The following is a 26,236-nucleotide window of genomic DNA, read 5'->3' on the forward strand; positions in this document are numbered from 1 at the left end:
ACTGCCAGCAGGTCATCCAGCGAAAGGCCCAGGCTTTTACGCAAGACGAGCACGATGGACTCCTGGGCCGGCGTCAGCGTGGTTTGCAGTCGATGAGGGGTATGGGAGGCGTCATGAACCGATGCACGCTTCTTCCAGCGAGCGATGGTGGAGACACTCACGCCAAAGCGCTGGGCCAGAACCCTCATGGGCTCCTTGCTGACCTGGATCTCGGCGCGGATCCTGGGTGTCGTGGTGGCGTTCTTGTGCAGCCTCAGATGCATCGTTTCAGCTCCAGCATGACCTCTCGCGCCAAGAGTAAACCACGGCGTGAACCAATTAACCAATCATCCGGGACACGACACCTACGAAACCTTCCTGCGCTTCGCCCAGACCATCGTCGACGATGGCGATCCGATCAACTACGCCGCGGCGGCCACGGCCCATCGTGCCACGCTGATGTTCGAGGTGCGCGGCGACACCGTCGTCCCCAACTGCACGATCGCCGGCGACCCCAACTGCCCGGCGATCGACACGCTGCCGATCTCCGCCTGGCTGTCCGGCACCGATCCGCTCGCGCGCGTAATGGGGCTTGACTTCCTGCCCGGACCGACACAGTTCGACGGTTATGACGTGCCGCTCGCGGCGCAGACCCTGGTCGATGCCGCCGGCATCGATGCCGTCGTGCGTTTCAACCAGGGCGATCACGGTTCGATCCTGAGTCCGGTCGCCAATCCCCTGGTGACCTGCGAGATGCAGAAACAAACAGCGGTGTATCTGGCCAGCAACGGTGCGCAGCTTGCGCTCGGCACCTGTGCGAACTGAGAGGAGAACGACAACATGAAGCGGAATCTCATCGTGCTCGCCGCGGCGTCCCTGTGCACGGCGAGCGGCAGTGTCGCGGCGTTCAGCACCGAGCGCGCCGGGGTCAACATCCAGCTCGACAACAAGCTGTCGGCCGGTGTCGCCTGGCGCGTGGCCTCACGCGATCCGGATCTCGTCGGCAAGGGCAATGGCGGCAACGCCTATTCCACGAACAGCGACGACGGCAACCTGGCATTCGATCCGGGCGACGTCGTCTCCGCCGCCGCCAAGATCACGTCCGATCTGACCCTGACCAGGGGCGCTTTCGGGATCTTCGTGCGCGGCAGCTATCTGTTCAATGACCGTCTCCACAACTACGACTTCTTCAATCCCGACAACTACTACACACCCGGCGCGGTGGACCCCGGCGTGGGGTTGACCCCGACCGGCCGCCCGTCGGAGGTGCCGATCGCCGTCTACCACGCGCGCACCGCCGAGGTGCGCGATGCCGTCGGCAGCGACGCCGACCTGCTCGACGCGTACGTGTTCGGCAGCCTCGATCTCGGCGTCCGTCAGCTCGCGTTCAAGATCGGGCGCCAGGTGATCAACTGGGGCGAATCGACCTTCGTCCTGCACGGCATCAACAGCATTCTGACCTTCGACCAGAACCAGCAGCGTGTTCCTGGGTTCGAGATCGAGGAGCTGCTGCTGCCGACGTCGATGGCCTGGTTCTCGATGACCTTGTTCGAGGGTGTCTCGGCCGAGGCGTTCTACCAGCTCGATTGGGATCACACGACCATCGATGCCGCTGGCACCTACTGGTCGACGAACGATTTCGCCGGCATCGGCGGCAAGCGCGCCAACATCACCTTCGGCCTGCCGCCGGAGAACTTCCCCGGCACGACGATTCCGCGCGCGCCCGACCGCAAGCCCGGCGACGACGGCCAGTACGGCGGCAAGCTCAGCTTCCTGATTCCGGCGCTCAACGACCTCGACCTGTCGCTGTATGCGATGAACTACCACAGCCGGCTACCGCTGGTCAGCGGCACGTCGAAGGCGAGCTTTGCGGCACCGGCGAGCACCGGCAGTTATTTCATCGAATACCCCGAGGACATCCAGCTCTACGGCCTGTCGTTCAATACTGCGATCGGTGACTGGTCGCTGCAGGGGGAATACAGCTACAAGGTCGATCAGCCGCTGCAGATCGACGACGTCGAGGTTCTGCTCGCCGGCGTCGGCTTGCCCAGCCAGCTGACGCCGCCGCCGGCCCCGGCCTTCGGCTCCGCGCTCGGCGGCAAGTATCTGCGCGGCTGGCGGCGGCACGACGTCAGCCAGGCTGACCTGGGCGTGACTTATCTGTTCGGGCCGTCGGCCTGGGCGGGGTGGGATCAGCTCCTGTTCCTCGGCGAGGTGGGAGCCGTGTACGTCCATGACCTGCCGCCGTCGAGCGTGCTGCGCTACGAGGGACCCGCCACCTACACGCCGGGCGATGCCGCCACCGCCGCGCTGGTATCGGCCTCGACGGTGCCGGCCTTCGGCTCCGCCGTGCCGCAGGAAACCGGCGGCTATGCGACGGATTTCTCCTGGGGCTACAAGCTCGTTGTGCGGGCGCAGTACAACAACGTTTTCGGCGTATTGCGGGTCGAACCCGGCCTGCGGTTCGATCACGACGTGCGCGGCGTGACGCCGACGCCGATCACCAATTTCATCGAAGACCGCATGATGCTCACGACCACCCTGGCCGTGCACTACCTGCAGGAATGGTCGTTCGAGGCCGGCTATACCAACTACTTCGGAGCCGGTCGCCGCAACCTGCTGGCCGATCGCGACTTCGTCGATCTGGTCGTCAAGTATTCGTTCTGAAGCGGGTCGGCCGGGCACTCTGCAAAGGCCGGCCTTGCCGGCCTTTGCGCGTTCATGTCCGGCGCATGCCCGGATGGCCGCGACCTGCCCCGCGACGGATCAAGAGCATGCTGGGGGTGCGCGGTCGGATCTGGTCTGCGTGCTCAGGTCTGCTCGGCTTCCGGCGAGATCCGGATCGGTTGTGGTTCACCGAGGAAACGCGGCGAGGTGCGCAGCAGAAAGATGTCGAGCACGGCCTTGGTGCGCGCAAAGATTTCGCGCGGTGGATTGCGCATCCCCATGCCGCCGTCGCTGGTCGCCGGTGCGAGGTAGGCGACCACGTTGAGCCCGAGTTTGCGGCCGATGAACACGGCGCGGTAACTGTGATAGCGCTGGGTGATAACGGTGAAGCGATCGAGTCCGAATACGGCTTGTGCGCGCACGATCGAATCGAGCGTGCGGAAACCGGCAAAGTCCATCGTGATCGCCCGCTCCGGGACGCCGAGCTTGACCAGCTCCTGATACATGAACCTCGGTTCGTTGTAGGTCTCGTCCGGATTGGCGCCGCTGACGATCAGATGCTTGACCTTGCCGTTGCGGTACAGCTCTGCGGCCGCCTCGATGCGGCCGCGGAATTCGGGGCTGGGTCTGCCGTTTTCCAGGTACTTGCTGGTGCCGAGCACCAGCCCCACATCGTTGAACGGCAACAGCGCCCAGCTCTTGAATACATAGGCGTCCGTGCTGTTGATGACCCAGCGATTGCTCAGCAGCACGACCAGGACAAAGGCGACGGCGCCGCCGATGATCCAGCGGCGCAACAGCCGACGTGTCGAGGGCTTCAAGCGGCCAGACCCCACAGCAGATAGGCGAACAGCGCGATCTGGATCGCGAAGAACGTCGCCCGAATCAGCACGAGGATATGCGAGGTGCCGACCAGGTGGGTGACGCTCTGGGCGATGCGCGCATACAGCACCCAGGCGGCGACGGCATCGACCATCGGCGATTTGCCGATGGCCTGTGCGACGAGCACGATCACCGCGAACACCGGCAGGTTCTCCAGGCAGTTGAGGTGCGCATGTTCGGCGCGCTTGACGAAATCCGGGGTTTGCGCGGCGGCGCCACGCGTCCAGCTGTTGGCGGGTTTGCCGCGCAGCACCTCGATCACGCGCCAGACCACGACGAGCGCAACCAACACCAGCGTCCATGCCGCGAACCCGACCAGCGCCATCATGCCGCTCATATCCGTGTTCTCCGTTGGGTGGACGGTCGCATTCTACCGGTCCGGCATGCGGAACATCAGCTCGACGTTGCGGTCACCCGGCGTGCCCGGGCGGATACCACCTTGCAGGCACAATCCGGCGAGGCCGGCCTCGCTGATCGCAGCCGCGACCGCCGCGGGATCGCTCAAATACAGCGCGCAGCGATCGTCGGCCGCAGCCAGCGCCTTGGCGCGTTCGAAGCGGTGTTGCAGCACCGAGGCGCGGATCGTGCCGGTGCCGTCACCGTTGTCGAAGATTTCGATCAGACGTTGTTCCTGTGGATGATCGATCAGCGAGGCGGTCTCGATCTGCCAGAAACCGCTGCAGGCACCCTCCCGTTTGCACTGGACCGGAACTTCGACGGTACCATTGCGGCCGATGCCGGTTTCGACCTTGAACGCGCGGATGCGGTGTTGGTGCGTATGTCCGGCGATCCACGCGATCAGGTGAGGCCAGCTCGCCAGTTCGGCGTCGAGTTCGGCGGCGGTGACCTCGATCGGCACGAGGCTCGAGAACATGCCGTACTCGGCGAACGTCAAATCCGGATGGTGGGAGAACACCAGCGCGAGTTGGCCACGCGCCCACGACATCGCCAGCTCGTTCTTGAGCCAGTCGAACTGGGCGCGGTCGATCGAGCCGTCGGACAGGGCAAACGGGTTGCGCAGCACGTCGAGCGGTATGCGTGGGTCGACGCCATCGATGATCGTGTTGAGCACGATCAGGCGTACGGATCCGCCAGCGGCGTCGGTGGCGTAATGGCCATCGTTGCGCCGGTCGTCGTCGAGGCGCCGCGCCATGTCGGCGAAGTTGAAGCCATGGCCGACCGGCCCGGGGATGGGTTGGGTAAAGAAGAACTCGTCGATGAATTCGTGCGCATCGAACATGTAATGGCGCCCGGTGAGCTGCGACAGCTCATTGACGCCGAGCACCAGCGCGACAGTGCCGCGCAGATAGCCGTCGTGATTGCCGAAAGCGACATACCACGGCATCTGCAGGGCGACATTGGCACAGCCGGGACCGGCATTGCAGCGCAGCACCTCGGGCAAGCCCGGCGAGCGTGTCGCCGTCTGCCGTGCCGGGTCGGTGGAACCGTCGGCGGCACGCCCGGCCAGCGCAGCCTGCTCGGTGGCGAGCAGCTGGCGCAGGCTGCGGCTGAGGATCAGCTGGAAGCTCGGATCCGACGGATCCGGGTCGGGGGTCTGCGTGTCGGCGACGCCGCGGCCGGTGAAACGTGTGCACTGCAGCGCGATCTGCTCGGCGGAAGCCCCGGCGCCCAGTGCGGCCACGCAGGCCGTCTCGAAGGCGCTCATCTGATCGAAGCGCCCGTCGAGGTTGTCGATGAACCGCCGGGTTTCGGCGACGGTGGTCAGATCGGCACTGTCGCCGGTGACGATCATGAATTCGGCCGGATACTGCCGGTGGCACTCGTTGACCTGGATGATCATGTCGTTGAGTACTTCATCGGTGTACTCCTCCTGCAGCCGCTGCGCCGCCTCGAAGCTCGGGTGTAGCGGGTCGAGGATGGAGGCGCCGTTGATCGCCTGGCCGTCGTCGTCGAGGATGTGGTCGTCGCTGAACTGCACGAAGCGCAGTACGAGCCGAGCGTCGTCGCGCCGCTGTCCAGGCGCGAGCTCGGTGCGGGTGACGTAGTCCTCGGCAGCGATCGCGGCGCACCGCGCGCTGCCGCCGGCTGGCTGTACCGGCGCGCGGGGCTTGCCGTCGCCCTGGCCGCAGGCGGCGAGCATGAGTGCGATGCCGAGCATCGCGCTGGGTCGGGTGGCTGTCATCATCGTCTCCCTGCGTCGGTTGCGCGGTCAGTGCGCCAGCCGGCGCATTGCCTGCTCCAGCCCGGACAAGGTCAGTGGGAACATGCGCGCTTTGCCGAGCAGTTCCTGGGTGAGCTGGATCGATGGGGTGTAGTCCCAGTGCGATTCCGGTTCGGGATTGAGCCAGACCAGATGTGGGAAGACATCCAGCACACGCTTGAACCAGACGGCGCCGGGCTCTTCGTTCCAGTGTTCCACGCTGCCGCCGGGATGCACGATCTCATACGGGCTCATCGTCGCATCGCCGACGAAGATCACCTTGTAGTCCGGCGTGTACTTGTGGAGGATGTCGAACACCGGGATTTTCTCCGAATGCCGGCGCGCGTTGTCCTTCCACACCGCCTCGTAGAGGAAGTTGTGGAAGTAAAAATACTCAAGGTGCTTGAACTCGGTCTTGCACGCGCTGAACAGTTCTTCGCAGACGCGCACGTGCGGGTCCATCGACCCGCCTACGTCGAAAAACAGCAGCACTTTTACGGCGTTGCGCCGTTCCGGGACCATTTTGATGTCCAGGTAGCCGGCGTTGCGCGCGGTGGCCTGGATGGTGTCGTCGAGGTCGAGCACCGCAGGGGCGCCCTCGCGCGCGAAGCGGCGCAGCCGGCGCAGCGCGAGCTTGATGTTGCGCGTGCCCAGCTCGACGGAGTCGTCGAGATTGCGATACTCGCGCCGCTCCCAGACCTTGACGGCGGAACGCTGCCCGCCGGGACCGCCGATGCGGATGCCCTCGGGGTTGTAGCCGCCGTGGCCGAACGGCGAAGTGCCGCCGGTGCCGATCCATTTGCTGCCGCCCTGGTGCCGGCCCTTTTGCTCTTCCAGCCGTCGCCTGAGCGTCTCGATCAACTGGTCGAGTCCGCCGAGCGCCCGGATCTTGGCTTTTTCCTCGTCGCTGAAATGGCGGTCCGCCATCTTGCGCAGCCATTCCTCGGGGATGTCCCCGAACAGCTCGCCGGTGAGCGTCTCGACCCCCTTGAAATACGCGGTAAAGGCGCGGTCGAAGCGGTCGAACTGAGTTTCGTCCTTGACCAGCGCCGCACGCGCCAGATGGTAGAAATCCTCGAGAGAGAAAATCGCCACATGCCTGGACAGCGCTTCGAGCAGCGTCAAAAACTCGCTCAAGGACGGTTTGAGTCCGGCAGCTCGCAGAGTGAAGAAAAAGCTCAAGAGCACGGCAGCGCACGCTTGCAGGCCTGGGCCATTGTAGCGGCGCATCCGGCGCTGTGCCGTGTGTATCCATGGGGCCACGTATCGCGTATGATCCGTCGGCGAGCACTTCTGCTCGGAACCACTGGGGAAGAACAAGATGAAACGGATCAATGCTTGGATGAGGATGTCGAAGACGATTGGACTCGCGCCTTTGGCGCTGGCGGTGCTGCCGGCGGCCGTACAGGCGGCAGCCACGGTCGAAGGCGAGGTGTATGCCGATCTCGGCTATGCCTACAGCCACTATGACGACAAGGGCGCGGCGCCGCGCAGCAATCTTTTCGATGACACGAACTCGCACGCCGGCGTGGCCTTGACCACCCGCGAGGGGGCGTACTCGGCGACACTGGTTTACGAGCGCGCCCTCGATGCCGATAGCGTCAGCAACGCGGATCTGGTGCGTCAGTCCTATGTGCGCGTCTCGACGCCGGTCGGTACCGCGCTCTATGGCCGCGCGCCGACGGCGTACAAGCTCTCCGGCGAGGCCCTCGACCCCTTCTACAACACCGCCGTCGGCACGATCAACGGTGCGGCCTTTGGCGCAGCCACGGCCGTCGTGCGCGGGCCGAGCTATGGCCTTTCCGCGCTGACCAGCGATGCGCGCGGCAATGGCTTTGTCGCCAACCAGCTCGCCTATGTCTCGCCGGCGTTCGGCGGGCTGCGTGTCAATGCGGCGTTCTTCATGAACGAAAATCCCGCACCCGCGGACGATCACGATTATGGTCTGGGCGCCGAATGGAGCGGCGACTGGATGGGCGGCGAGGCCACCGCCGGCGTGCAGTATCTCGATGTGCGCTCATCTGCGAACTTCTCGGCGATCGGCATTCCTGGCAGCGGTGCGGTCAAGGCGACGCGGGTGTATGCCGCGTATGGGCGCAACGATTGGGGGCTGAGTGCCTCCTGGGAGCCGCTGGATCTCAAGTCCGGCGCCGCCGATCGCGACTATGTGTTCGCCGCCGGCTGGCTGGGGTTGACCGAGCAGACGCGCGTGGCCCTGGCGCTGGGGTACACCGACAACACCCCGTTCGAAGGCAACAGCGCGACACTCGGTGTCTTCCACAAGCTGTTCACGGGCTTTGAGGTGTATGCGGCCGCGCGTTACACCGACCGCGATGCTGCCCCCGAGCAGTCGAACAACCTGGCCGTGGGCGCGACGTACACCGTTCGCTTCAAGGGCTCCAAGACGCTGTGAGCGTCTGATCCGGCGAGGTACCGGCGCGGACGGGGCCGCGACGCCCCGTCCGCGTTGTTTTGTTGTGGATCGTCCCCGCGCCGCTCCGGCTTGGGCGGCGGACGTCGCACCAACCGCCCATCCATGCCTTCGATTCATCAGACCCTGCGTCTGGCCGAGCGTCGGCTCGCCGAGGTCGACCCCGTCATCGGCGGCCTGATCGCGCGCTATGGCCCCTGCCAGCTCGCCGCCCGTCGGCGCGAACCATTTCAGGTGCTGTGCGCCTCGATCGTCAGCCAGCAGATTTCGAGCCGCGCGGCGGATGCCATCCTGGCCCGCATCACGGCTGCTTTTGGCGAGCGTGGCCGTATCCGCCCCGAGCGTCTGGCCGAGGCTTCAACCGAGGCGCTGCGCGCCTGCGGGCTGTCGCATTCCAAGGCGAGGTGGTTGCAGCATCTGGGCGCGGCGACGGCGAGCGGGGCCCTGGATTTCGCCCGGCTGCGCGCGATGGACGACGAATCCGCGATCGCCCAGCTCGATGCCTTGCCCGGCATCGGCCGCTGGACCGCGGAGATGTTTCTGATCTTCGCCCTGCACCGCCTCGACATCTTCGCGATGGACGATCTGGGCCTGCGCCGCGGCGTCGACACGCTCTATGGCAACGGCCGCCGGCTGTCCGATGCGCGTACGCTCAAGATCACGCGCACATGGGCACCCTACCGGTCGGTGGCGAGCTGGTATCTCTGGCGCCTGGCCGATCCAGACACCCAGACCTGGGATTGAGCGGCGGTTTGCCCGCCGGTCATTCAGGCCGCGACCGCACGACCGCGGCGCAGCGGCGTGACTTTGGCCGAGGACTGTCCGTGATCGATCCGCGTCCAGCGGATCACCTCGATGCGCCCGTTCATGTCCTCGCCCAGGGCCGTGCACGACTCCACCCAGTCGCCGCAGTTGTAGTAGGCCACGCCGTCGATGCTGCGCACCTCGGCGTGATGGATGTGTCCGCAGACGACGCCATCCAGACCGCGCCGGCGGCATTCGCGTGCCAGCGAGGTCTCGAACGCCGAGACGATGTTCACCGCGGCCTTCACGTGCTGCTTGGCGAAGGCCGACAGCGACCAGTACCGCATGCCGAGCATCGCCCGCGCCCGGTTGAACCAGAAGTTGAAGCGCATCGTGCCCTCGTAGAGAGCGTCGCCGGCGAGCGCGATCCATTTGTGATAGCGCGTGATCACGTCGAAGGCATCGCCGTGCGTGACGAGCAGGCGCCGGCCGTCCGCGGTCTCATGCACGGCCTCGTTGACGAGGGCAATGTGGCCGATCTCGAGCCGGTAACCGACGAACTTGCGCAGGAACTCGTCGTGGTTGCCGGTGACGTAGATCACCCGGGTGCCGCGCTTGGCCTTGGTCAGCACCTTGCGCACGACGTTGGTGTGCTCCTGCGGCCAGTACCAGGCCGTGCGCAGCTTCCAGCCGTCGATGATGTCGCCGACCAGATACAGCCGCTCGCACTCGTGCTGCTTGAGAAAATCGACCAGATGATCCGCCTGACAGCCGGGCGTTCCCAGATGCACGTCCGAGATCCAGATCGTGCGGTAGCGTCGCTTGCCGGAGATGGGTGTGGGCTGGCCGTTCATGGCGCCGGTAGGATCGCAGCACAAGATGATCGGCACATGACAGCCGGATGAAGCGGGGATGACAGGTGGCGATGGGTGTGTGCCCGGCCGCGCGAGGTGCTGGGCCGGCCGCCGGATTGCGCGCATGAAAAACCGGGCGCCACCGGCCGGTGGCGCCCGGCGTGGGCGCGCAGGGATTTACGCCTGTCCGCAGAGCAGGGACAACAGCGGCAGACCGGCGAACGGGCAAGTGGTGCCGCCGCCTGGCAGGCCGCCGAGGAGTGTGCCCAGCAGGCTGTCGACGAGGTTGACGACCGACGCCAGCGGGGTCCCGGCGAAGATGCCGCTGAGATCGTCGAGTCCACCGCTGGCGAGCGCATCGGCGAGCGCGCCGAGCAGGGTCGGCAGCAGTTCGTTCTCGATTGGGCCGAGCACCGGATCCAGCGCGCCAGCGAGCAGTTGCGCGAACACCGGCGCGGTGACGGTGCCGGCCACGGTGGCGACCTGGGTGGCGAGTTGTGCCGCCGCCGATTCGATCCGGCCGGAAATGACGCCGGGCTGGCCTGCCTGCTCTTCGATCGTGCGCAGCGGCACGACGTGGGTGAGCAGGCCGACGAGGGCGTGGTCGAGCAGGTGCTGAAGCCCTGTGCGCGTCGCGTTGCTGTCGTAGGCGATCACTGCATGCACGAGGCTGCGGGTGTCGTCGAGCGCGGTCGAGAGCGTATCCAGCGCCCCGCCGACGACGGGTGCGGCCTGTGCCTGCGCCGGAATTTGTGCAAGCGCCAGCTGCAGCGCCGCGTGCAGCTGATCGAACAGTTGGGCGAGGGTGTTGAGCTGTACGCCGCCGCCTCCCGTGCCGCTGCTGCCGCTACCGAGTGCGGCGATCTGTGCAAGGATCGGGGCGAGTTGCTCGCCCAGCGGCGCCAGCGGCGTGCCGGCGAGCGGATTGCTGCCCAGACTGCTGGCCGGCAGCGAGCCGGTCAGACAGGCCTGGGCATCGCCGGCGAGCGCTTCGAGCAGGCCTTGCAGGCTGACCGCGAGCGTCTGCAGCGCGGCGGTGAGCCGTGCGGGATCGGGCGTCGGTGCGGCTGCGCCAGACTGCAACGCGGCGAGCAGGGCATCCGCGATGTCGAGCGTGCCGTAGGTGACCGTTGCGTCGGTGCAGCGGATCACGCCTGCGAGCGGCGTGCCTGCGAGCGTATCGCCCAGCGGGCTGAAGACCGCGTCGCTCAATTGATCTTGCAATGGGTCGAGCGGACCCTGGACACGCTGGACAGCGATATCCCCACCGCCCGGCCGCGGACCGTTGTTCGACGGATCCGATCCGCCTCCGCCGCAGCCGGCCAGGAGAATGAAGCTGCCAATCGTGACGGCATACATGCATCGCTTGAACATGACTGCTCCCTGAAATGAGCACGCTGGATTTGCGCGTCACCACCTTACGAAGGGAGGGTGTAGGAAAGCGCAGATCCTGCCGCGAACGGTCGCATTGCGTTCCTCAGCGGTCGTTTCGGCTGTTGTCAATGCCATCGATCCGTTGCTGGCTGCATTTCGTCGGCCGAGCAATGGCCGCTTCCGGCTTTTTCCGACACGGATCGTCAGGGATGCCGTCGGGGAGAACCCGGAAACGCGGCGAGCGCCGTGCAAAGCGTCGGGCAAAAAAACACCCGGCCGTAGCCGGGTGCTTCGTGCATCGCGGCGCGGCGCTCAGGGCGCACTGATGATGCGGCCGCCAGTGCACAGTTCGTGGACGTACATGGCTTCGCCGATGTCTGCGGCGAGCAGATCCGCCTGCAGGCCGATCGTCGCGCGGTCGTAGGGGCGGGTGACCTTGCGGCCGATGAAGGCATACCGCGGGCCGGCGACGCCCTGACCGAGCAGGTCGAGCGCCGTGGCATCGAGTGTCACCGGCGGTTCCTGCTGTGCGTCGCCGAGATAGGTCGTCACTGTGACGGAGGTGAGCAGCCCCAAGTTGAGCAGCCCCGGTGGGAACGAGACGGCAAAGACGGCGTAATCGCCCGCGTTCACACGGGTGCCGTTCGGCAGACGGATCGTCTGGTCGACGCTGTCGACGATCCCGCCGAGCAGGCTGGCGGTCAGTGTGAACGTCGATGCGGTGCGCAGCGTGCCGTCGATCGCCAGCTCCTTGTCGCGGACGCTGTTGAGCAGGGCCGTCGCACTGGCGCCGCCGAGCAGGTTCAGCAGATCGGTCAGCGGGCCGCCGACCAGGCCGTTGGCGCCGACCGAGGTCGTCGCGCCAAAGAACGACTGCGCCGTCGCCGTGCAGATGAAACGGCCGTTGGTGCCGTCGCCGGCGATCGGGGTGTCGCCCTCGACGACGGTGCCGCCATCGACGCTGCCGTCGTTGGGGAAGCCGGTATCGGTATTGCCGCCGTCTCCCGTGGGGTTGCCGTTGTCGTCGATGCCGTCGTCCGGATCGACCGGCGCCGTGCCATTGCCATTCGGGCCAGCCGTCAGCGAGCCGTCGCTGTCGGCCCGGCAGCCCGCGATCCCCAGCGTGAGCAGCGCCACGGCCAGAGAGGTCTTGATCAGTCGATGGGTGTTCATGGTCCGGTGTTCTTCGGTTGATGGTTGATCGAGCGGGCGTTCTGCTCAGTTGAGGATGCGCAGTTCGACGCGACGGTTGCGCTCGCGGCCTTCCGCGGTGTCGTTGCTGGCGCGAGGCTCGGATTCGCCGTACCCCTTCACGCTGAGCTGCGTCTCCGGCACGCCGTGCTCGACGAAGTAATCCTTCACGGCCTGCGCACGGGCCTCGGAAAGCCGCCGGTTGTAGGTCTCCGTGCCGATGCTGTCGGTGTGGCCGGCGATCTCCACCTGCATGTCCGGATACTTCTTCAGGATCTCGACCGCCCAGTCGAGGATGGTCTGGGCATCCGGACGCAGGCGGGTCTTGTCGAACTCGAAGGTCACACCCTTGAGTTCAATGATCTTTTCCAGGGTGCAGCCGTTGCCGTCGACGCGATCGCCGGCGGGTGTGTCGGGACACTGGTCTTTCTCATCGATCACACCGTCGCCATCGGTGTCGAGCAATCCGGTGGGGACTTGTACGACCCGGGTTTCCTCGCGCATCGGGGGTAGCGCGATTTCGCGTTCCTCGAACAGCGGGATTTCGATGCCCAGGGCAAGACGCGGCTCGGCATAGCCTTCACCGAAGTCATCGTAGACATAGCGGCCCTCACCGCGGATGCGGATCTGGCCGCGCCGGGTCACTGGCTTGGTGACAAAGCCCACGCCTGCGTTGACGAACCAGGACCAGTCATCCTGGCTGTCTGGTAAGGCGTCGTTGTAGGCGCCGCCGATGCCGGCGATCAGATAGGGCGTGAACGCGCTGCGGTCGCCGAAGGCATAGGTTGCGTCGAGCCCCAGCCCGTGCCGGTAGTAATCGACCGAAACCGTCTTGTCGGTTTCGAAATTGTCGAAAAAGTAACCGATTTCGTAGCCCCAGCGGCTGTTCTCGAACATCTGTCCGTAGAGCAAATGGATGCCGGTGGCATAGTCGAGATCATTGCTGCCGCGCTGGTCGTCGGCGAGGGTGTAGGTCCCGAGGGCGGCGAGATGGGCGGGGGCGACCAGTTGCGAAGTGGTCTGGGCGAACGCCGTGACCGATGCGGCCGCAACCAGTGCACCGGCGATGCAGGCGGATGGTGTCGTTTTCGTTTTCATGCGGGATTCCCTGGACAGTTGGGGGGCGTGCCGCAGGGGAACACGCGGATCCACCGAACCTGGTCACCGTGCGGCACGGCGTTATGCCAGAGTTTTATATTATAAGCGGTATGGACTTGTGCCCGCGCCAGCCGGGATGCGACCAGAGCTGTCGGAGAAATCCGTCTGATGGATCAGGGTTTCCCTGACGATTCGTGGACTTGAAGGCGCATCGTGTGGACGGATCTGCCGCGGCGATGCCAAAGGTGATATGGTGCGCAGCCCTTGGCGGCCCCTTAAGAGAAAGCCGCCGGTTTTTCGATGCATCCATGACCAAACCCCGAATCACCGCTGCGATGCTGCGCAAGCGCCCTGCCGCGCCCTCCGCGCCGCCCCCGCAGCAGGGCGATGCCGGTGAACGCGCATCGCCCGCGGATCTCCAGCCGTGGGATCCGGACGACTCGCTCGTGCATCATCCGTCGTTTCGCGCGCCGCAGTTCGGTATCCGACCGCGAATGCCGGCACCGGTGAGCATCACCGTGCAGCGTGCCGGCCGGCGCAGACCGCACGGCGAGTCCAACTAGCCGCCGTTCGTCCGCCGATGTGAGCCGGCCGGATGGTGCCACGGCCGGTGCGCTGTCGTGCGGCCGTACAGTCGCGGCATGAGCCGTGATGCTTGCGCGCAGTCCGCCCGTTTTTCGCCCACCCCTGCCACGTGGGCCGCGTGTGCGGCCGAGGATGCCGCTGCCCAGCGGCTGTGGTTCAACGTCCTCGTCGCCGCCGGCCACGAGGCTGAGATACAGCCCCTGCAGCGGGTGCTCGGTCATGCCCAGGTGCTGCCCTGGCGCTCTGCCGAGGAAGTCGAGCGCGAGGTCGTTTATCTCGCACTGCGTCGTTGCGGACGCCGCATCGAGACGCTGGATATCGAGGACGTGCTGCGCGCCTGCGAGGAAGTCGAGGCACGGCATCTGATCGAGGATGGCGCCATCGCACGCCATTTCCGCAGTTTGTGGCATATCTCGAGCGCGTATTGCAGGTACTTCATGCGGGGTTTGCTCGCACGGCGCCCCGGTGATGTGGCCGCGGCGGTGCGTGCGTCAGCCGCCGGCGGGCCGTTCCGCGAGGGGTTTTCGCTGGCGCGGATCGTCTTGCCGCCGTACCGGGTCTTGCAGGGGTCTTACCGTTACGCGGGCCGTAGCTGGTGCCGGCGCCACTGGGGCACGCCCGAGGATGCGCAGCGGGTCACGCACCACGTCGAGCGCGTGGCGGCGGATGTCTGCTTGGCGGTTTATCAGTTCGAAACCGTCGATGGTGCGCCAGTGGGCGTGCTGCGCCGCCTCGGCGAGCGCTACGCCGCCCTTGCGTTCGGCTGGGTGGCCGTCGAAGCCGGCAGCGGACAACGCTGTGCCGGTCGCCTGGGTCGGCAGGCGCCGGCGCAGTTCGAACCGCTGGCCGCGGTGCCCATGACGGGCGGGGGATTGCGTGCCTGCGGCTATGTCGAGACGCTCGCGCTTGCACGCGAGCTGGCGCTGTCACGCCTGGTGCCACATCCCGGAGACGCGCATCGTGTCGCCGCCTGATCCGGTCCGCGCGGACCCGCTGCCCGCCCCATTTGGGGGCATGCGCCGGTGGCGGCGCTGTGGCGAGAATCGTGCGTCGTCTGCCGTCTGCTGCATATCCACGAGTCCATGATGGGCGTCACTTCGTCGCCGCAGGAGGTTTTGCACACCGGATTCGACGCGCGCGGTTTTCTCGAGGCGCTACGCAACCGCGTGCTGAGGGTGACGCTGGCGATGCGTCCAGGCGTGCAGCGCCTGGAACTGGCCATCGAGGTGTTCTGGTACGCCGCGTTGGAAACAAAGGCCGGCGAGCAGCCAGTGCCCTGGTCGACGTATGCGCGGCCCGATCATCCGCAGCGGGGATTGCTCGTGCCGGTGCGACTGATGCTGCGCTCCGAGCTGATCCACTGCGGCATTGCCCGGCCCGATTCCATCCTGGACGAAGTGATGGGCCGCCTGCTGGCCGTGGCCCAGGAGGAGGCGCGCCTGGGTCGGGCGCAGCCTGCGCTGCGCGAGCGCTTCTTCGCCTGGCTGCGGGCAACGGTGCGCACGGCTTCGCCACTGGCGGTGGAGCCGGTCGGCTGAACGCCCGCGGGTACGCTGGCAATGCCGCCACGCGCCGGCGTCGGCGCAGCCCTTGCACGTGCGCATGCATCCGCGCAGTCTGCTGGCTTTGTGTCGGATCAGTCGAGGAGCCAGGACGCCCATGCGCCGTTCCGAAGATATCGTGCGTTTCCGTGATCTCGTGCGCGGTGCGCTCAAGGGATTGCCCGATGCGCTGACCGTCCAGCGCGGCCTGCTCAACCTGGCGCTACTCAAGCCGGACAAGGCGCATTCGATCGGCAGCGTGCTCGCCACGCTCGCACGGCGGCAGCCGCAGGCACTGGCCCTGCGCTTTGAGGATCGGTGCTGGACTTACGCGGAGTTCAACGCCTGGGCCAACCGCATCGCCGCCGTGCTGCGCCGCCACGGCGTGCGCCGCGGCGAGGCGGTGGCGATCCTCATGGAGAACCGTGCCGAGGTCCTGGCCTGTGTCGCGGCCACGGTCAAGCTCGGTGCGATCGCCGGCATGCTCAACCACCAGCAGCGCGGCGAGGTGCTCGCACACAGTCTGCGGTTGACCCGGGCGCGCGTGCTCATCGCCGGCGCGGAATGTCTCGAGGCTCTGCAGGATTGCGGTTACGTCCCGGGCCGGGTCGGCGGGCTGTGCGGACTCTACGACGGCGACGGACCTTGCCCCGAGGGCTGGATCGACCTGCGTGCCCTGACCGCCGGGGCGGACGACGCCGATCCGCCGGAAACCGCCCTGGTGAAACTGCGCGACCCTTGCTTTTATATCTTTACGTCCGGGACCACGGGTTTGCCCAAGGCTTCGGTGATGACCCATTACCGCTGGCTGCGTGGCATGGCGGGTCTGGGCCAGGCGACGCTGCGCCTGAAGCGCGACGACGTGCTCTATTGCTGTCTGCCGCTTTACCACAACAATGCCCTGACCGTGTCCTGGGGCGCGGTGCTCGGCAGCGGTGCAGCGCTCGCACTCGGCCGCAAATTCTCGGCCTCGCGTTTCTGGGACGAGATCCGCCGGCATGATGCGACGGCGTTTTGTTACATCGGCGAGCTGTGCCGTTATCTGCTCAACCGTCCGCCGTCGCCGGACGATCGCGCGCACCGCGTGCGGGTGATCGTCGGCAATGGTTTGCGCCCGGAAATCTGGGAAGCTTTCCAGACGCGCTTTGGGATTGAGCGGATCTGCGAGTTCTACGGCGCCAGCGAGAGCAATCTCGCCTTTGCCAACGGCTTTGGTCTTGCGCGCACCGCCGGGTTTTGCCCGTTGCCGTTTGCGATCGTGGCCTACGACGCCGACAGCGAGGCACCGCTGCGCGGCGCCGATGGCTATATGCGCAAGGTGCGGCGCGGCGAGGTGGGTCTGCTGATCACGGAGGTCACCGACAAGGCGCCGTTCGACGGCTATACCGACGAGGCAGCCAGCGCCGCCAAGCTGCTGCGCAACGTCTTCAAGCCCGGTGATTGCTGGTTCAATACTGGCGATCTGGTGCGCGATCAGGGATTTCGCCACATCCAGTTCGTGGACCGTCTTGGCGATACCTTCCGCTGGAAGGGCGAGAACGTGGCGACCACCGAGGTCGAGGCAGCATTCGCCGGTTTCCCCGGCGTCGGGCAGGCCGTGGTCTATGGCGTGCAGGTCCCGCACGCCGACGGCCGCGCCGGCATGGCGGCGCTCACCCTCGAACGTGCGCCCGACGCCGCGTTGATGCAGGCGCTGGCGCAGCACCTCGTGCAGGTCTTGCCGCCGTATGCGGTGCCGCTGTTTGTGCGTATCCGCCGCGCGCATACGCTGACGGCGACGCTCAAGGCGCGCAAGGTCGAGCTCAAGCGTGAGGGCTTCGATCCCGGCCGTATCGACGAGCCCCTGTTCGTGCTACGCGACCGCAAATCCGGCTACGAACCGCTGACGCCGGAACTCTACGCCGCGATCGTCGCCGGCGAGCTGCGGTTCTGAGCACACCGGTTACTCGCGATTGGCCGCGTCGCAGATGCGCCTGTTCTGGCGGCCAAAGGCGCGGGGGGCGGCAACTGCCATGCTCACTGCAGGTAGTCAAGCGAGATGGTCATGAAGGTCAGCATCAGCATCGCGCGCAGCGTCGAGGTGCCGGCGCCCGGTGAGCGCGTGCGGACCCTGCTGCAGGATTACGAAAGCGCGATCCGCCGTTTCCCCAAGCTGCGCAAGCTCACGGCGCTGGCCCCCAACACTTACCTGTGGGAGATGGCGCCGATCGGATCGCGCACTGCGGGGATCGCGCACGAGGTCAGCTATGCGGCGCGCTACCACGTCGATCTGCGCGCCGGTGTGCTGCGCTGGGAGCCGCTGCCTGGGCATGGCAATGCGACGATCGAAGGCCAGATGCGGCTCGAAGAGCGCGGGCCGTCCACGCGGCTGTTCTTCGATGTGCGCGGCGAGCTGCGCGACGTGCCGGTGCCGTTCATGTACCGCCTGGTCGCGCCGCCGTTCATCCAGGGCACGTTCACGCGGCTGGTGGATGTGTTTCTCGAACAGACGCGCGATGCATTGATCTTGAGCGATAGCGGAACACGACGATGAGCATCAGCGGCAAGGCGATGGGACTGGGGTTGCGGGCGCTCAACCGGTTCGCGGGTCTGCCGTGGGTCGACCGCTTCGGTTTGCGCAAGCCCGCCGAGCGCGTGCTCTTCCACGGCGCAAAACTCGGCTTTCGCACCGCAGGCGCGCTGGCGCGCCGTTTCCGCGCGACGCAGCAACTGCTTGCGCCGGTGCGGCCGGCGCCGGCGCAAGCGCCCGCATTGTTCGATCTGACGCCGACCGAGGAGCAGCAGATGCTGCGCGAGGCCGCGCTCGGGTTTGCCCTCGAGCGCATGCGGCCGGCCGCGCAGGGCGCGGACACGGCGGGCGCCGCACCCGACGACATCCTCGCGGGTATCGCCGAGCTGGGAATCGCGCAGATGGCGATTCCCGAGGCGCTGGGCGGTGTCGGCGGCGAGCGTTCGGCCATCACCAACGTGTTGATCGCCGAGGCGCTCGCGCAGGGCGACATGGGGCTTGCGGTGGCGGCCCTGGCGCCGGTTGCGGTTTCGACGGCGCTCGTGCTCTGGGGCGACGAACATCAGCAGGCGACGTATCTGCCCGCGTTCGTCGGCGAACGAGCGCCGGCCGCGGCCTTGGCCGTGCTCGAACCGCGGCCGCTGTTCGATCCCCTGGTGTTGCAGACACGCGCCCGCCGCAGTGGCACCGACTATGTGCTCGACGGCGTCAAGGCTCTGGTGCCGCGTGCGCAGGCCGCGGAGCTATTCGTCGTCGCGGCCGAGCTCGAAGGCCAGGGGCCGGCGCTGTTCATCGTCGAATCGTCGAGCGCGGGGCTCAGCGTCGAGCCGGACCCCGCGATGGGGCTGCGCGCGGCATCGACCGCCCGGCTGCATCTGGAGGGTGTGCGGCTTCCGGGAAATGCCCTGCTCGGTCAGGCCGACGCGGCGATCTACCGCGACTGTCTGCGCCTGGGCAGGGTGGGCTGGTGTGCACTCGCGGTCGGCACCGCGCAGGCGGCCCTTGACTATGTCATCCCGTACGTCAACGAGCGCGTCGCGTTCGGCGAGCCGATCAGTCACCGGCAGTCGGTTGCGTTCGCCGTCGCTGACATCGCGATCGAGCTCGAAGGCATGCGGCTTGCCACCTGGCGCGCGGCCAGCCGCGCCGAGCAAGGGCTGGATTTTGCCCGTGAGGCTGCGCTCGCCCGGCGGCTGTGCGCCGACAAGGGGATGATGATCGGCTCGCAGGCCGTGCAACTGCTCGGTGGACACGGTTTCGTCAAGGAACATCCGGTCGAACGCTGGTACCGCGATCTGCGCGCTGCCGCAGTGATGGAAGGCGTGCTGCTGGTGTGAGGGATACGCGATGATCAATCTCGAAACCCCGAAGAAGTTCCGCATGCTCGTCGAGCAGGCGCACCGCGTCGCCGAGGAAATTTTCCGGCCCAACTCGCGCCGCTATGACCGCGCCGAGCACCAATATCCCAAAGAACTGGACATGCTCGGTGCCCTGCTCGATGGCATGAACGCCAGCGGCAGCGGCGAGGGCGCCGGCGCAGCCGGGGTGCGCCGTTCTGGCGATGGCGACACCGGCAACCGCAACGGCAGCAACCTGGCGACCGTGCTCGGCACGATCGAGTTGTGCTGGGGCGATGTCGGGTTTCTGCTGACCATGCCCCGGCAGGGTCTGGGCAATGCTGCGATCGCCAGCGTCGCCACCGATGAGCAGCTCGAGCGCTTCAAGGGCAAATGGGCGGCGATGGCCATCACCGAGCCGCACTGCGGATCGGATTCGGCGGCAATCCGCACCACGGCACGGCTCGACGGCGATCACTACGTGCTCAATGGCGACAAAATCTTCGTCACTGCCGGCGAGCGGGCCGATCTGATCGTGGTCTGGGCCACGCTCGACCGCAACGCCGGCCGCGCAGCGATCAAGTCCTTCGTCGTCGAGAAAGGCACACCAGGGCTCGAGCTGGTGCGGCTCGAACACAAGCTCGGGATCCGCGCATCCGATACCGCGCAGTTCGCACTGCGCGACTGCCGTGTGCCCAAGGAAAACCTGCTCGGTGATCCGGAAATCCGCACCGACAAGGGCTTCGCCGGCGTCATGCAGACGTTCGACAACACCCGCCCGCTGGTTGCGGCGATGGGGGTGGGGCTGGCGCGCGCCTGCCTCGAGCAGACGCGGCAGTTGCTGCAGCAGGCCGGTGTCGATCTCGATCCGGACCGGCCGGCCTACGCGCAGCATGCCGCCGCCGCCGAACTGTTGCGGCTGGAGGCCGACTTCGAGGCCGCGCGTCTGCTGACCCTGCAGGCAGCCTGGATGGCCGACAACCGTAAGCCCAATTCGCTACAGGCTTCGATGGCCAAGGCCAAGGCCGGCCGCAGCTGTGTGGAGATCGCGCTCAAGTGCGTGGAGCTGTGCGGCGCGCTCGGCTATGCCGAGACCGAGCTGCTGGAAAAATGGGCGCGCGATGCGAAGATCATCGACATCTTCGAAGGCACCCAGCAGATCCAGCAGCTGATCGTCGCGCGCCGCCTGCTCGGCAAGACCTCCGCGGAATTGAAGTAAGCCCGCAACCGCATCACGCGGCTGCGGGCAGCCTGCCGTCCACGGCGGCGACGACCGCATCGACCTCGCGCAGCAGCGCGCGGTTGTCGTGATCCCAGGGGTGGAAGCTGGGCCGGAAGTAATCCAGCCACGGCCGCAGCAGCTTCGGGAACAGGCCGCGGCGGGGGCCGTAGAGGAAGGCGAGCATGCGTCCCCAGCCGCGCAGCCGCGGGGTCTTGCGGTCGGCCGCGATCAGGCGCAGGTGGAAGGCGAACACCAGCGGCCAGAACACCAGCGAGGCGCCGAGCAGCCCGATCGCGCGCACCACATAAGCGCGCACGCCGCGCCCGAACACCGAGTCGTAAACATCGAAGGCAACCGCCTTGTGCTCGGTTTCTTCGAGTGCATGCCAGCGCCACAGCGCCGTATAGCGCGGATCCGCCCCTTCGATGAAGTGCGGGTTGCGCAGCAGCGCGTCGGCCATGATCGCGGTCAGGTGTTCGAGTGCGATCGTCGCCGACAGTTGCAGTTGCGGCGGCAGGCGTCGCTTCAGGCGCTCGAGCAGGCGGATGACGATGCCCTCGAGCTGTTGAACGGGCAGGCCGGCCTCGACCAGCGCGCGGTTGTAGTCGCTGTGCTCGCGCCCATGCATCGCTTCCTGGCCGATGAACGCGGTGACGGCAGCCTGCAATTCCGGATCGGCGATGCGGTCGCGGTAGTGGCGCACGCTGTGGATGAAGAAGCGCTCGCCTTCCGGAAAGAAGATCGACAGCGCGTTGTAGAAGTGCGTGATCTTGCGGTCATCGGGATGCCAGTCGCAGACACGGGCGGGGTCGAGCTGGAAGCGGATGTCGCGGCGGATCGGCTGCATGATCGTGCTCCGTGCTTGAGGTAATTGTTACATCAAACGATGTCAAATAACCGCCGGCCTGTCAATCCCGTGGCTGCCGCTGCCGCGCCGGCGGGGGCGGCTTGTTTTGAGCAGACTTCTCCGCGGCTGCCGGGAAACCTTGTCAGTGAATGCTGGCAAGGTTGACGTGGATTCTCGAGACGGGGCTGTCGGCTATCATGACCGGATGGCCAATGCACGAAGATCGAAGAACCCGGCGGGGGAGCAACAGCCGCCAGCCGTAGCTGGGGATCCTGCGCGTCCGGCGCTGGAATACAGCATTGCCGAACTGGCGCGCGCGGCGCGCACGACGGTGCGCAACATCCGCGCCTACCAGGACCGCGGATTGATTCCGCCGCCCGAGCGGCGCGGGCGCATCGGTGTCTACAACGAGGGGCATTTGTCCCGGCTGCGCATCATCGGTCAGTTGCTTGCACGCGGTTACACGCTCAGCAGCATCGGGGAATTGCTGGAGGCCTGGGAGCGCGGTTCGGACCTGAACGGCCTGTTCGGGCTGGAGTCTGCGGTGTCGAGCCCGTGGACCGACGAAGTCCCCCGGGACTATTCGCTCGCCGAACTGGTCGAGATGTTCGGCGGCCATTTCGATCTGCGCTGGCTGGTCAAGGCGGCGGACCTGCAAATCCTCGTGCCCGAGGGTGCGCGCTTTCGCGCGCAAAGCCCGCGCATGATCCAGGCGGGTGCCGAGCTGGTGAAGGCCGGCATTCCCCTCGATGAAATGCTCGACGTCGTCGCCCAACTGCGCGCGAACGTGGAGCAAGCAGCCGACCGCATGGTGCAACTGGTCGAGCATTACCTGTTCGACCGCTATGGCAAGGCGCTGCCGCCACCGCAGGACGCGCCGGAGCTCGGCCGCATCATTTGGCGTCTGCGTCCGCTGGTCGAGATGGCGGTGCATGCCGAGGTTGCGCGCGCGATGGAGCTCGCGGCGACACGCCATCTGGGCGACCGGCTTGCCGCCATTCTCGACCGGCTCTCGCAGCCGGGGCGCAAGGCGGCAAAGAGAGCGGGTACCGCATAAGCCGCAGGTACCCGCAGGATCGTTTCAGGATGCTGGGCGGTCCCCGGCCGGCTGGGCTTGGTCCCGCGGCGCATGCGGGTACAGGAAAGATGCGATCGCCGGCAACACGAAGATGGCGCCGAGCATGTTTGCAGTGAACATGAACAGCAGCAGCCGGCCCATGTCGATCTGGAACTGCAGCTCGGATATCAGCCAGGTCAGCACCGAGGCGCCCAGCGTCGCGCCGGTGAAGATCACGGCCTTGCCGGTGCTGCGCAGCGTCTCGTAATAGGCCTGACGCAGGGACTTGCCTTCGTTGAGAGCGCTGATCATCACGCCATAGACGTAGATGCCGTAGTCGACGCCGATGCCGACGGCCAGGGCCAGCACCGGCAGCGTCGCCACTTTCATGCCGATATCCAGTGTGGCCATGACGCCATAGCCCAACTGCGACACCAGCGCCAGTGGGATGACGATGCAGGCGATCGCGCGCCAGTCGCGGAATGACAGCCACAGCAGCACCAGGATCACGGCGTAGACCCACAGCACGATCTCGCTTTCCTTGTCCTTGACGACCTCATTGGTCGCCGCCATCACGCCGACATTGCCGGTGGCGAGGGCGAAATTGACCGGGCAGTTCTGGTCGAAGGCTTCGTATTCGGCGAGCAGGCGGTCGCGCTCGGCGCTGGCGGCGCGCTGCGCCTCGGCATCGATGCCGCTTTGGTCCACCAGCTCGAAGACGCGCGCATGGGCCTTCTTGTAAGCCTGGAATGCGGCGTACTTGCGGTCGCAGTACTCGGGAGTGACCTCGGGATGGCGCGCGAAGAAATCCTCGCGGTTGGCGGCGTTGAACTTCTTCACCTCGTCCACGATGTGGCTGATCGTCTCCGCCCGGTGGTCCTTGGTGAACATGAAGACGGCGAGCGCGTCGCAGTCGTCGTTGAGCAATCCGGTGCTGGTCGGCACCAGTGCGGTGGCCTGGGCCAGTGCGTACTGGTTGCGCGGGAGCACCAGTGCGTTGAGGCGACCTTCGGACAACCCTTGATAGACGAGCTTGGCGAAGGTCAGCAGCGACAGTGTGGATTGCACGCCTGCGGTGTTTTCCATCTGCCAGGCGAAGCGGTCCACTTGTTCCATCAGCTCATAGTCGATGCAGCCGTTGGGGCGTGTTTCCGCGATGACCTTGAAGATGTCGACGGCGATCTGGAAGTTGTCGGTGATCGCGTTGAAGTCTTGGTTGAAGCGCGAATCCGGACGGAACTCGGGCACGCCCTTCAGGGCATCACCGATTTTGAGATCCTTGGCCGCCCAGAACGACCAGCCGGCGACGATGGCGCAGACGACGATGACCGCAGCCGCCACGGGAGTGCGCGTCACGCCGGACATCCACCACCAGGCTTTGTCGAGGACGGCGTCGCGCTTGTTCTGCCGCGCGATGAAGGCATCGACGTTCTTGATGCGGATCATCGTCAGCCAGATCGGCACGAACAGCTTGTTGGCGACGATGATCGCAAGTCCGCCGAGCACGGCGTTGATCGACATCTCCCGGATGATCTGGATCTCGATCAGGTAGATCGTCGCAAACCCGGCGACGTCGGTGGCGAGCGCGATGGTGCCGGCGATGGCCAGGCGCCGGAAGGTCTCCAGGGACGCATCGTAGTTGGAGCGGCCGGCATGGATCTCATCGACCCAGGCGTTGACGTACTGCACGCCGTGGCTCACCGAGACTGCGAGAATCAGGAAGGGAACGAGGATGGCGAATGGATCCAGGCCGTAGCCGAGGGTCCGCAAAAGACCCATTTCCCAGATCACGGCGATGATCGACGAGCCCAGTGGGATCAGCCCGAGCACAAACGAGCCACAGTACAACCACAGCAGGATGCCGGTGATCACCAGCGTCAGACCAAAGAAGGCGGCGATTTCCAGCGACGCCTTGGTCATGTCGTCGACGATCTTGGCGAAGCCGATGATGTGAACGGTGATCCCGTCTTTTTCATACTTTGCGCGCAACTGTTCGAGGTAGTTGCCGACTTCGCGGTAGTCGAGCTTCTCGCCGGTGCGCGGATCGATCTCGAGGAGCTCGGCCATGATCATCGCGCCGCGCTGGTCGTTGGTGACCAGCCGGCCGATGACCTGGGCCTTGGCGACGTTGGATCGCACTTTCTCCAGCATTTCCGGGGTGGGCTGGTAGTCCGGCGGGATCACGGTGGCGCCGGACAGTCCACCCTCGACGTTCTCGACGTAGTTGACGTTGGGCGTGAACAGCGACATCACGCGCGCCCGGTCCACGCCGGGCGTGAAGAAGACGTCATCGGTCGCCTTCTGGAGGATGTCCATGAAGTGTGGGTTGTAGATGTCGCCCTCTTTCTGGATCAGCGCGAACAGCACCGTATTGGCGCCGCCGAAGTCGCGGTAGTACTCGCGGAACTTCTGCATGTACGGATGGTTGAGCGGCACCGACTTGAGCCAGCCAGCGTCCGGTTCGAGCCGGAAGGTCTGTACCAGGAAGAAGGCAGTCAGTGCGATCAGAATCGCGTGCGTCAGATGACGCCGGCCATAGACGATCGGCTCGACGACGCGCAGGATGCGTTCGGTGATCGGTCCGCTGATGGCGGCTCCAGCCATGTCGATATCCCCCGGAAATGGTTCAGCGTGTGAGCGGCAGGCGCTGCACGCCCGCGGTGCCGACGACGATCAAATCACTGCCGGCGAGGCGACCGGCGTTCAAGTTGCTCTCTGGCGCGGCGGGCAGACGGTGAAGGCGCCTTGATGTCAAATCCACCTGCATCACATGGCCATTCATGCCAAATAGCAGCACGCGGCCATCCGCGGTCACTGTGCCGCCAAACAGACTCTCGTAATCATCGTTCTCCAGCCTGGTCCAACCGCTGACCTCGCTTACGGGATTGATGTGGGCGGCGGCGGCCGTGGGGTCGAGCGCGGCTTCGCGCAGCGCTTGTGCCGCCTCAGCGCTGAGGACTTCCGCTGCCCGCAGGTCAGCGGCATAAAAAGCATGGCCGCGCAGGCCGAAGATCACCACGCCCTGTTCACCGACGGGCAGCGCGCCAAAGTAAGACCCGCTATACGGCGAACGCAGCCGCTGCCAGGTGGTGCCGCGATCGGTCGATCGCGCCAGAAAGCCCCGTTCTCCGGCCAGCAGCAGGCTGCCATCGCCCAGAGCCGCAAGACTGTACAGGTTGGGACCGTCCTCGAGCACCGGTGTGTCGATGCTCTGCCAGGTTTGTCCGCCATCCGCGGTGATCATCAGCGCGCCATTGGTGCCGGCGAGCAAGATGTGTTCGGCGTCGAGAAACAACACATCGAACCACGGCTTTCCCCATTGCGGATCGAAGCGCAGCAGCGTCCAGCTGCGGCCACCATCGCGTGTTTCGAGGACGGCGCCGTCATAACCGAGCGCCCAGCCGCGCGTGTCGTCGAAAAAGCGGACGCGGGTGAGCATCACATCGACCGGAGACGGCATTTGCTGCCAGTGCTGGCCGTCGGACGAACGCAGGATGACGCCGCGCTGGCCGACGACGATCCAGTGTTCGCCGGCACGCGCGATGTCCAGCAACAGCGAAGTGGCCGCGCGCGGTGCCATGACCGCAGGGCGGGGAGCGAGCGTGGGGTCAATGTCCGCCGCGTGCTGGGCGGCAGCAGGCAGCGAGACAGCCCAAAGGCAGGCGAGCACGAACCGGCGCAGCGCCGTGCGCATGCGCCGGCCGTACGTCGCCGCACGGCTGTTTGGGCCAGCAATCCCGTGCCGGCCGAAAAGCAG

The 26,236-nt window shown here is 66.2% G+C and carries 23 protein-coding genes and 1 pseudogene; 12 read left to right on the plus strand and 12 right to left on the minus strand.

The window, feature by feature from the left end; all coding sequences use genetic code 11:
• Window positions 1-263, minus strand: a pseudogene (locus tag BMZ48_RS07250) (IS481 family transposase); the annotation flags it as partial.
• Between the two features lie 46 nt (window positions 264-309).
• Here BMZ48_RS07250 and BMZ48_RS13015 point away from each other — a divergent pair.
• Together BMZ48_RS13015 and BMZ48_RS07260 are read left to right on the plus strand one after the other, a co-directional pair.
• Entirely contained in the window at window positions 310-804 is a 495-nt protein-coding gene (locus BMZ48_RS13015) for a hypothetical protein (RefSeq protein ID WP_091533441.1), read from the plus strand.
• Between the two features lie 15 nt (window positions 805-819).
• Window positions 820-2,646 (plus strand): DUF1302 domain-containing protein, encoded by a 1,827-nt coding sequence (locus BMZ48_RS07260; protein ID WP_091533443.1) that lies wholly within the window; start codon window positions 820-822, stop codon window positions 2,644-2,646.
• Window positions 2,647-2,789: 143 nt separating this feature from the next.
• Here BMZ48_RS07260 and BMZ48_RS07265 read toward each other — a convergent pair whose 3' ends face one another.
• From BMZ48_RS07265 to BMZ48_RS07280, 4 genes are read right to left on the minus strand one after another with little or no spacing between them, the layout of a single operon-like run.
• Entirely contained in the window at window positions 2,790-3,467 is a 678-nt protein-coding gene (locus tag BMZ48_RS07265) for a SanA/YdcF family protein (protein WP_091533445.1), read from the minus strand.
• Window positions 3,464-3,865 carry an MAPEG family protein gene (locus BMZ48_RS07270; protein ID WP_234981558.1) on the minus strand — a complete coding sequence of 134 codons (402 nt, stop codon included), beginning with the start codon at window positions 3,863-3,865 and terminating at the stop codon, window positions 3,464-3,466. Before BMZ48_RS07270 ends, BMZ48_RS07265 begins: the two co-directional genes overlap by 4 nt.
• A gap of 33 nt (window positions 3,866-3,898) precedes the next feature.
• Window positions 3,899-5,671, minus strand: a complete 1,773-nt coding sequence (locus BMZ48_RS07275; RefSeq protein WP_143383653.1) for a metallophosphoesterase family protein — start codon at window positions 5,669-5,671, stop codon at window positions 3,899-3,901.
• A 27-nt stretch (window positions 5,672-5,698) separates the two neighbouring features.
• Entirely contained in the window at window positions 5,699-6,877 is a 1,179-nt protein-coding gene (locus BMZ48_RS07280; RefSeq protein WP_091533619.1) for a vWA domain-containing protein, read from the minus strand.
• A 160-nt stretch (window positions 6,878-7,037) separates the two neighbouring features.
• On the opposite strand from BMZ48_RS07280, the gene BMZ48_RS07285 reads away from it, so the two are divergent.
• Together BMZ48_RS07285 and BMZ48_RS07290 are read left to right on the plus strand one after the other, a co-directional pair.
• Complete coding sequence (locus BMZ48_RS07285) at window positions 7,038-8,102, plus strand: porin (protein ID WP_159431113.1); 1,065 nt, start codon at window positions 7,038-7,040, stop codon at window positions 8,100-8,102.
• A 123-nt stretch (window positions 8,103-8,225) separates the two neighbouring features.
• Complete coding sequence (locus BMZ48_RS07290; RefSeq protein ID WP_091533449.1) at window positions 8,226-8,864, plus strand: DNA-3-methyladenine glycosylase family protein; 639 nt, start codon at window positions 8,226-8,228, stop codon at window positions 8,862-8,864.
• A gap of 23 nt (window positions 8,865-8,887) precedes the next feature.
• On the opposite strand, the gene BMZ48_RS07295 is transcribed toward BMZ48_RS07290, so the two are convergent.
• The 4 genes from BMZ48_RS07295 to BMZ48_RS07310 form a co-directional block, all read right to left on the minus strand.
• Complete coding sequence (locus tag BMZ48_RS07295; protein WP_091533450.1) at window positions 8,888-9,718, minus strand: UDP-2,3-diacylglucosamine diphosphatase; 831 nt, start codon at window positions 9,716-9,718, stop codon at window positions 8,888-8,890.
• 177 nt (window positions 9,719-9,895) lie between these two features.
• Window positions 9,896-11,092 (minus strand): hypothetical protein, encoded by a 1,197-nt coding sequence (locus BMZ48_RS07300; RefSeq protein ID WP_143383654.1) that lies wholly within the window; start codon window positions 11,090-11,092, stop codon window positions 9,896-9,898.
• A 312-nt stretch (window positions 11,093-11,404) separates the two neighbouring features.
• Complete coding sequence (locus BMZ48_RS07305) at window positions 11,405-12,265, minus strand: hypothetical protein (RefSeq protein ID WP_091533452.1); 861 nt, start codon at window positions 12,263-12,265, stop codon at window positions 11,405-11,407.
• A 45-nt stretch (window positions 12,266-12,310) separates the two neighbouring features.
• A complete protein-coding gene (locus BMZ48_RS07310) occupies window positions 12,311-13,381 on the minus strand; it encodes an OmpA family protein (protein WP_091533453.1) in 1,071 nt (356 codons plus the stop codon).
• A gap of 308 nt (window positions 13,382-13,689) precedes the next feature.
• On the opposite strand from BMZ48_RS07310, the gene BMZ48_RS07315 reads away from it, so the two are divergent.
• From BMZ48_RS07315 to BMZ48_RS07345, 7 genes are all read left to right on the plus strand, one after another.
• The gene (locus BMZ48_RS07315; RefSeq protein ID WP_143383655.1) at window positions 13,690-13,944 is read left to right on the plus strand and encodes a hypothetical protein; all 255 of its coding nucleotides are present in this window, start codon (window positions 13,690-13,692) and stop codon (window positions 13,942-13,944) included.
• 78 nt (window positions 13,945-14,022) lie between these two features.
• Window positions 14,023-14,940 carry a hypothetical protein gene (locus tag BMZ48_RS07320; RefSeq protein ID WP_143383656.1) on the plus strand — a complete coding sequence of 306 codons (918 nt, stop codon included), beginning with the start codon at window positions 14,023-14,025 and terminating at the stop codon, window positions 14,938-14,940.
• 108 nt (window positions 14,941-15,048) lie between these two features.
• Window positions 15,049-15,504 carry a hypothetical protein gene (locus BMZ48_RS07325; protein ID WP_143383657.1) on the plus strand — a complete coding sequence of 152 codons (456 nt, stop codon included), beginning with the start codon at window positions 15,049-15,051 and terminating at the stop codon, window positions 15,502-15,504.
• A gap of 121 nt (window positions 15,505-15,625) precedes the next feature.
• Window positions 15,626-17,440 carry a long-chain-acyl-CoA synthetase gene (locus tag BMZ48_RS07330; RefSeq protein WP_091533457.1) on the plus strand — a complete coding sequence of 605 codons (1,815 nt, stop codon included), beginning with the start codon at window positions 15,626-15,628 and terminating at the stop codon, window positions 17,438-17,440.
• A 111-nt stretch (window positions 17,441-17,551) separates the two neighbouring features.
• On the plus strand, window positions 17,552-18,040 hold the full coding sequence (locus BMZ48_RS07335) for an SRPBCC family protein (protein WP_091533621.1): 489 nt from the start codon (window positions 17,552-17,554) through the stop codon (window positions 18,038-18,040).
• 17 nt (window positions 18,041-18,057) lie between these two features.
• Window positions 18,058-19,353 (plus strand): acyl-CoA dehydrogenase family protein, encoded by a 1,296-nt coding sequence (locus BMZ48_RS07340; protein WP_091533624.1) that lies wholly within the window; start codon window positions 18,058-18,060, stop codon window positions 19,351-19,353.
• A 10-nt stretch (window positions 19,354-19,363) separates the two neighbouring features.
• Window positions 19,364-20,572: an acyl-CoA dehydrogenase family protein gene (locus BMZ48_RS07345; RefSeq protein WP_091533458.1), complete on the plus strand. Its 1,209-nt coding sequence runs from the start codon at window positions 19,364-19,366 to the stop codon at window positions 20,570-20,572.
• 13 nt (window positions 20,573-20,585) lie between these two features.
• Here the strand turns inward: BMZ48_RS07345 and BMZ48_RS07350 are convergent, their stop codons facing one another.
• Window positions 20,586-21,422 (minus strand): metal-dependent hydrolase, encoded by an 837-nt coding sequence (locus tag BMZ48_RS07350; protein WP_200769559.1) that lies wholly within the window; start codon window positions 21,420-21,422, stop codon window positions 20,586-20,588.
• 205 nt (window positions 21,423-21,627) lie between these two features.
• On the opposite strand from BMZ48_RS07350, the gene BMZ48_RS07355 reads away from it, so the two are divergent.
• Window positions 21,628-22,479 carry a MerR family transcriptional regulator gene (locus BMZ48_RS07355; protein WP_091533459.1) on the plus strand — a complete coding sequence of 284 codons (852 nt, stop codon included), beginning with the start codon at window positions 21,628-21,630 and terminating at the stop codon, window positions 22,477-22,479.
• Between the two features lie 24 nt (window positions 22,480-22,503).
• Here BMZ48_RS07355 and BMZ48_RS07360 read toward each other — a convergent pair whose 3' ends face one another.
• Together BMZ48_RS07360 and BMZ48_RS07365 are read right to left on the minus strand one after the other, a co-directional pair.
• Window positions 22,504-25,083: an efflux RND transporter permease subunit gene (locus BMZ48_RS07360; protein ID WP_091533460.1), complete on the minus strand. Its 2,580-nt coding sequence runs from the start codon at window positions 25,081-25,083 to the stop codon at window positions 22,504-22,506.
• Between the two features lie 22 nt (window positions 25,084-25,105).
• Window positions 25,106-26,059 carry a WD40/YVTN/BNR-like repeat-containing protein gene (locus tag BMZ48_RS07365; protein ID WP_234981560.1) on the minus strand — a complete coding sequence of 318 codons (954 nt, stop codon included), beginning with the start codon at window positions 26,057-26,059 and terminating at the stop codon, window positions 25,106-25,108.
• Window positions 26,060-26,236 lie beyond the last annotated feature (177 nt).

Origin of the sequence: Fontimonas thermophila (assembly GCF_900113085.1) — a bacterium.
Taxonomy (GTDB): domain Bacteria; phylum Pseudomonadota; class Gammaproteobacteria; order Nevskiales; family Nevskiaceae; genus Solimonas; species Solimonas thermophila.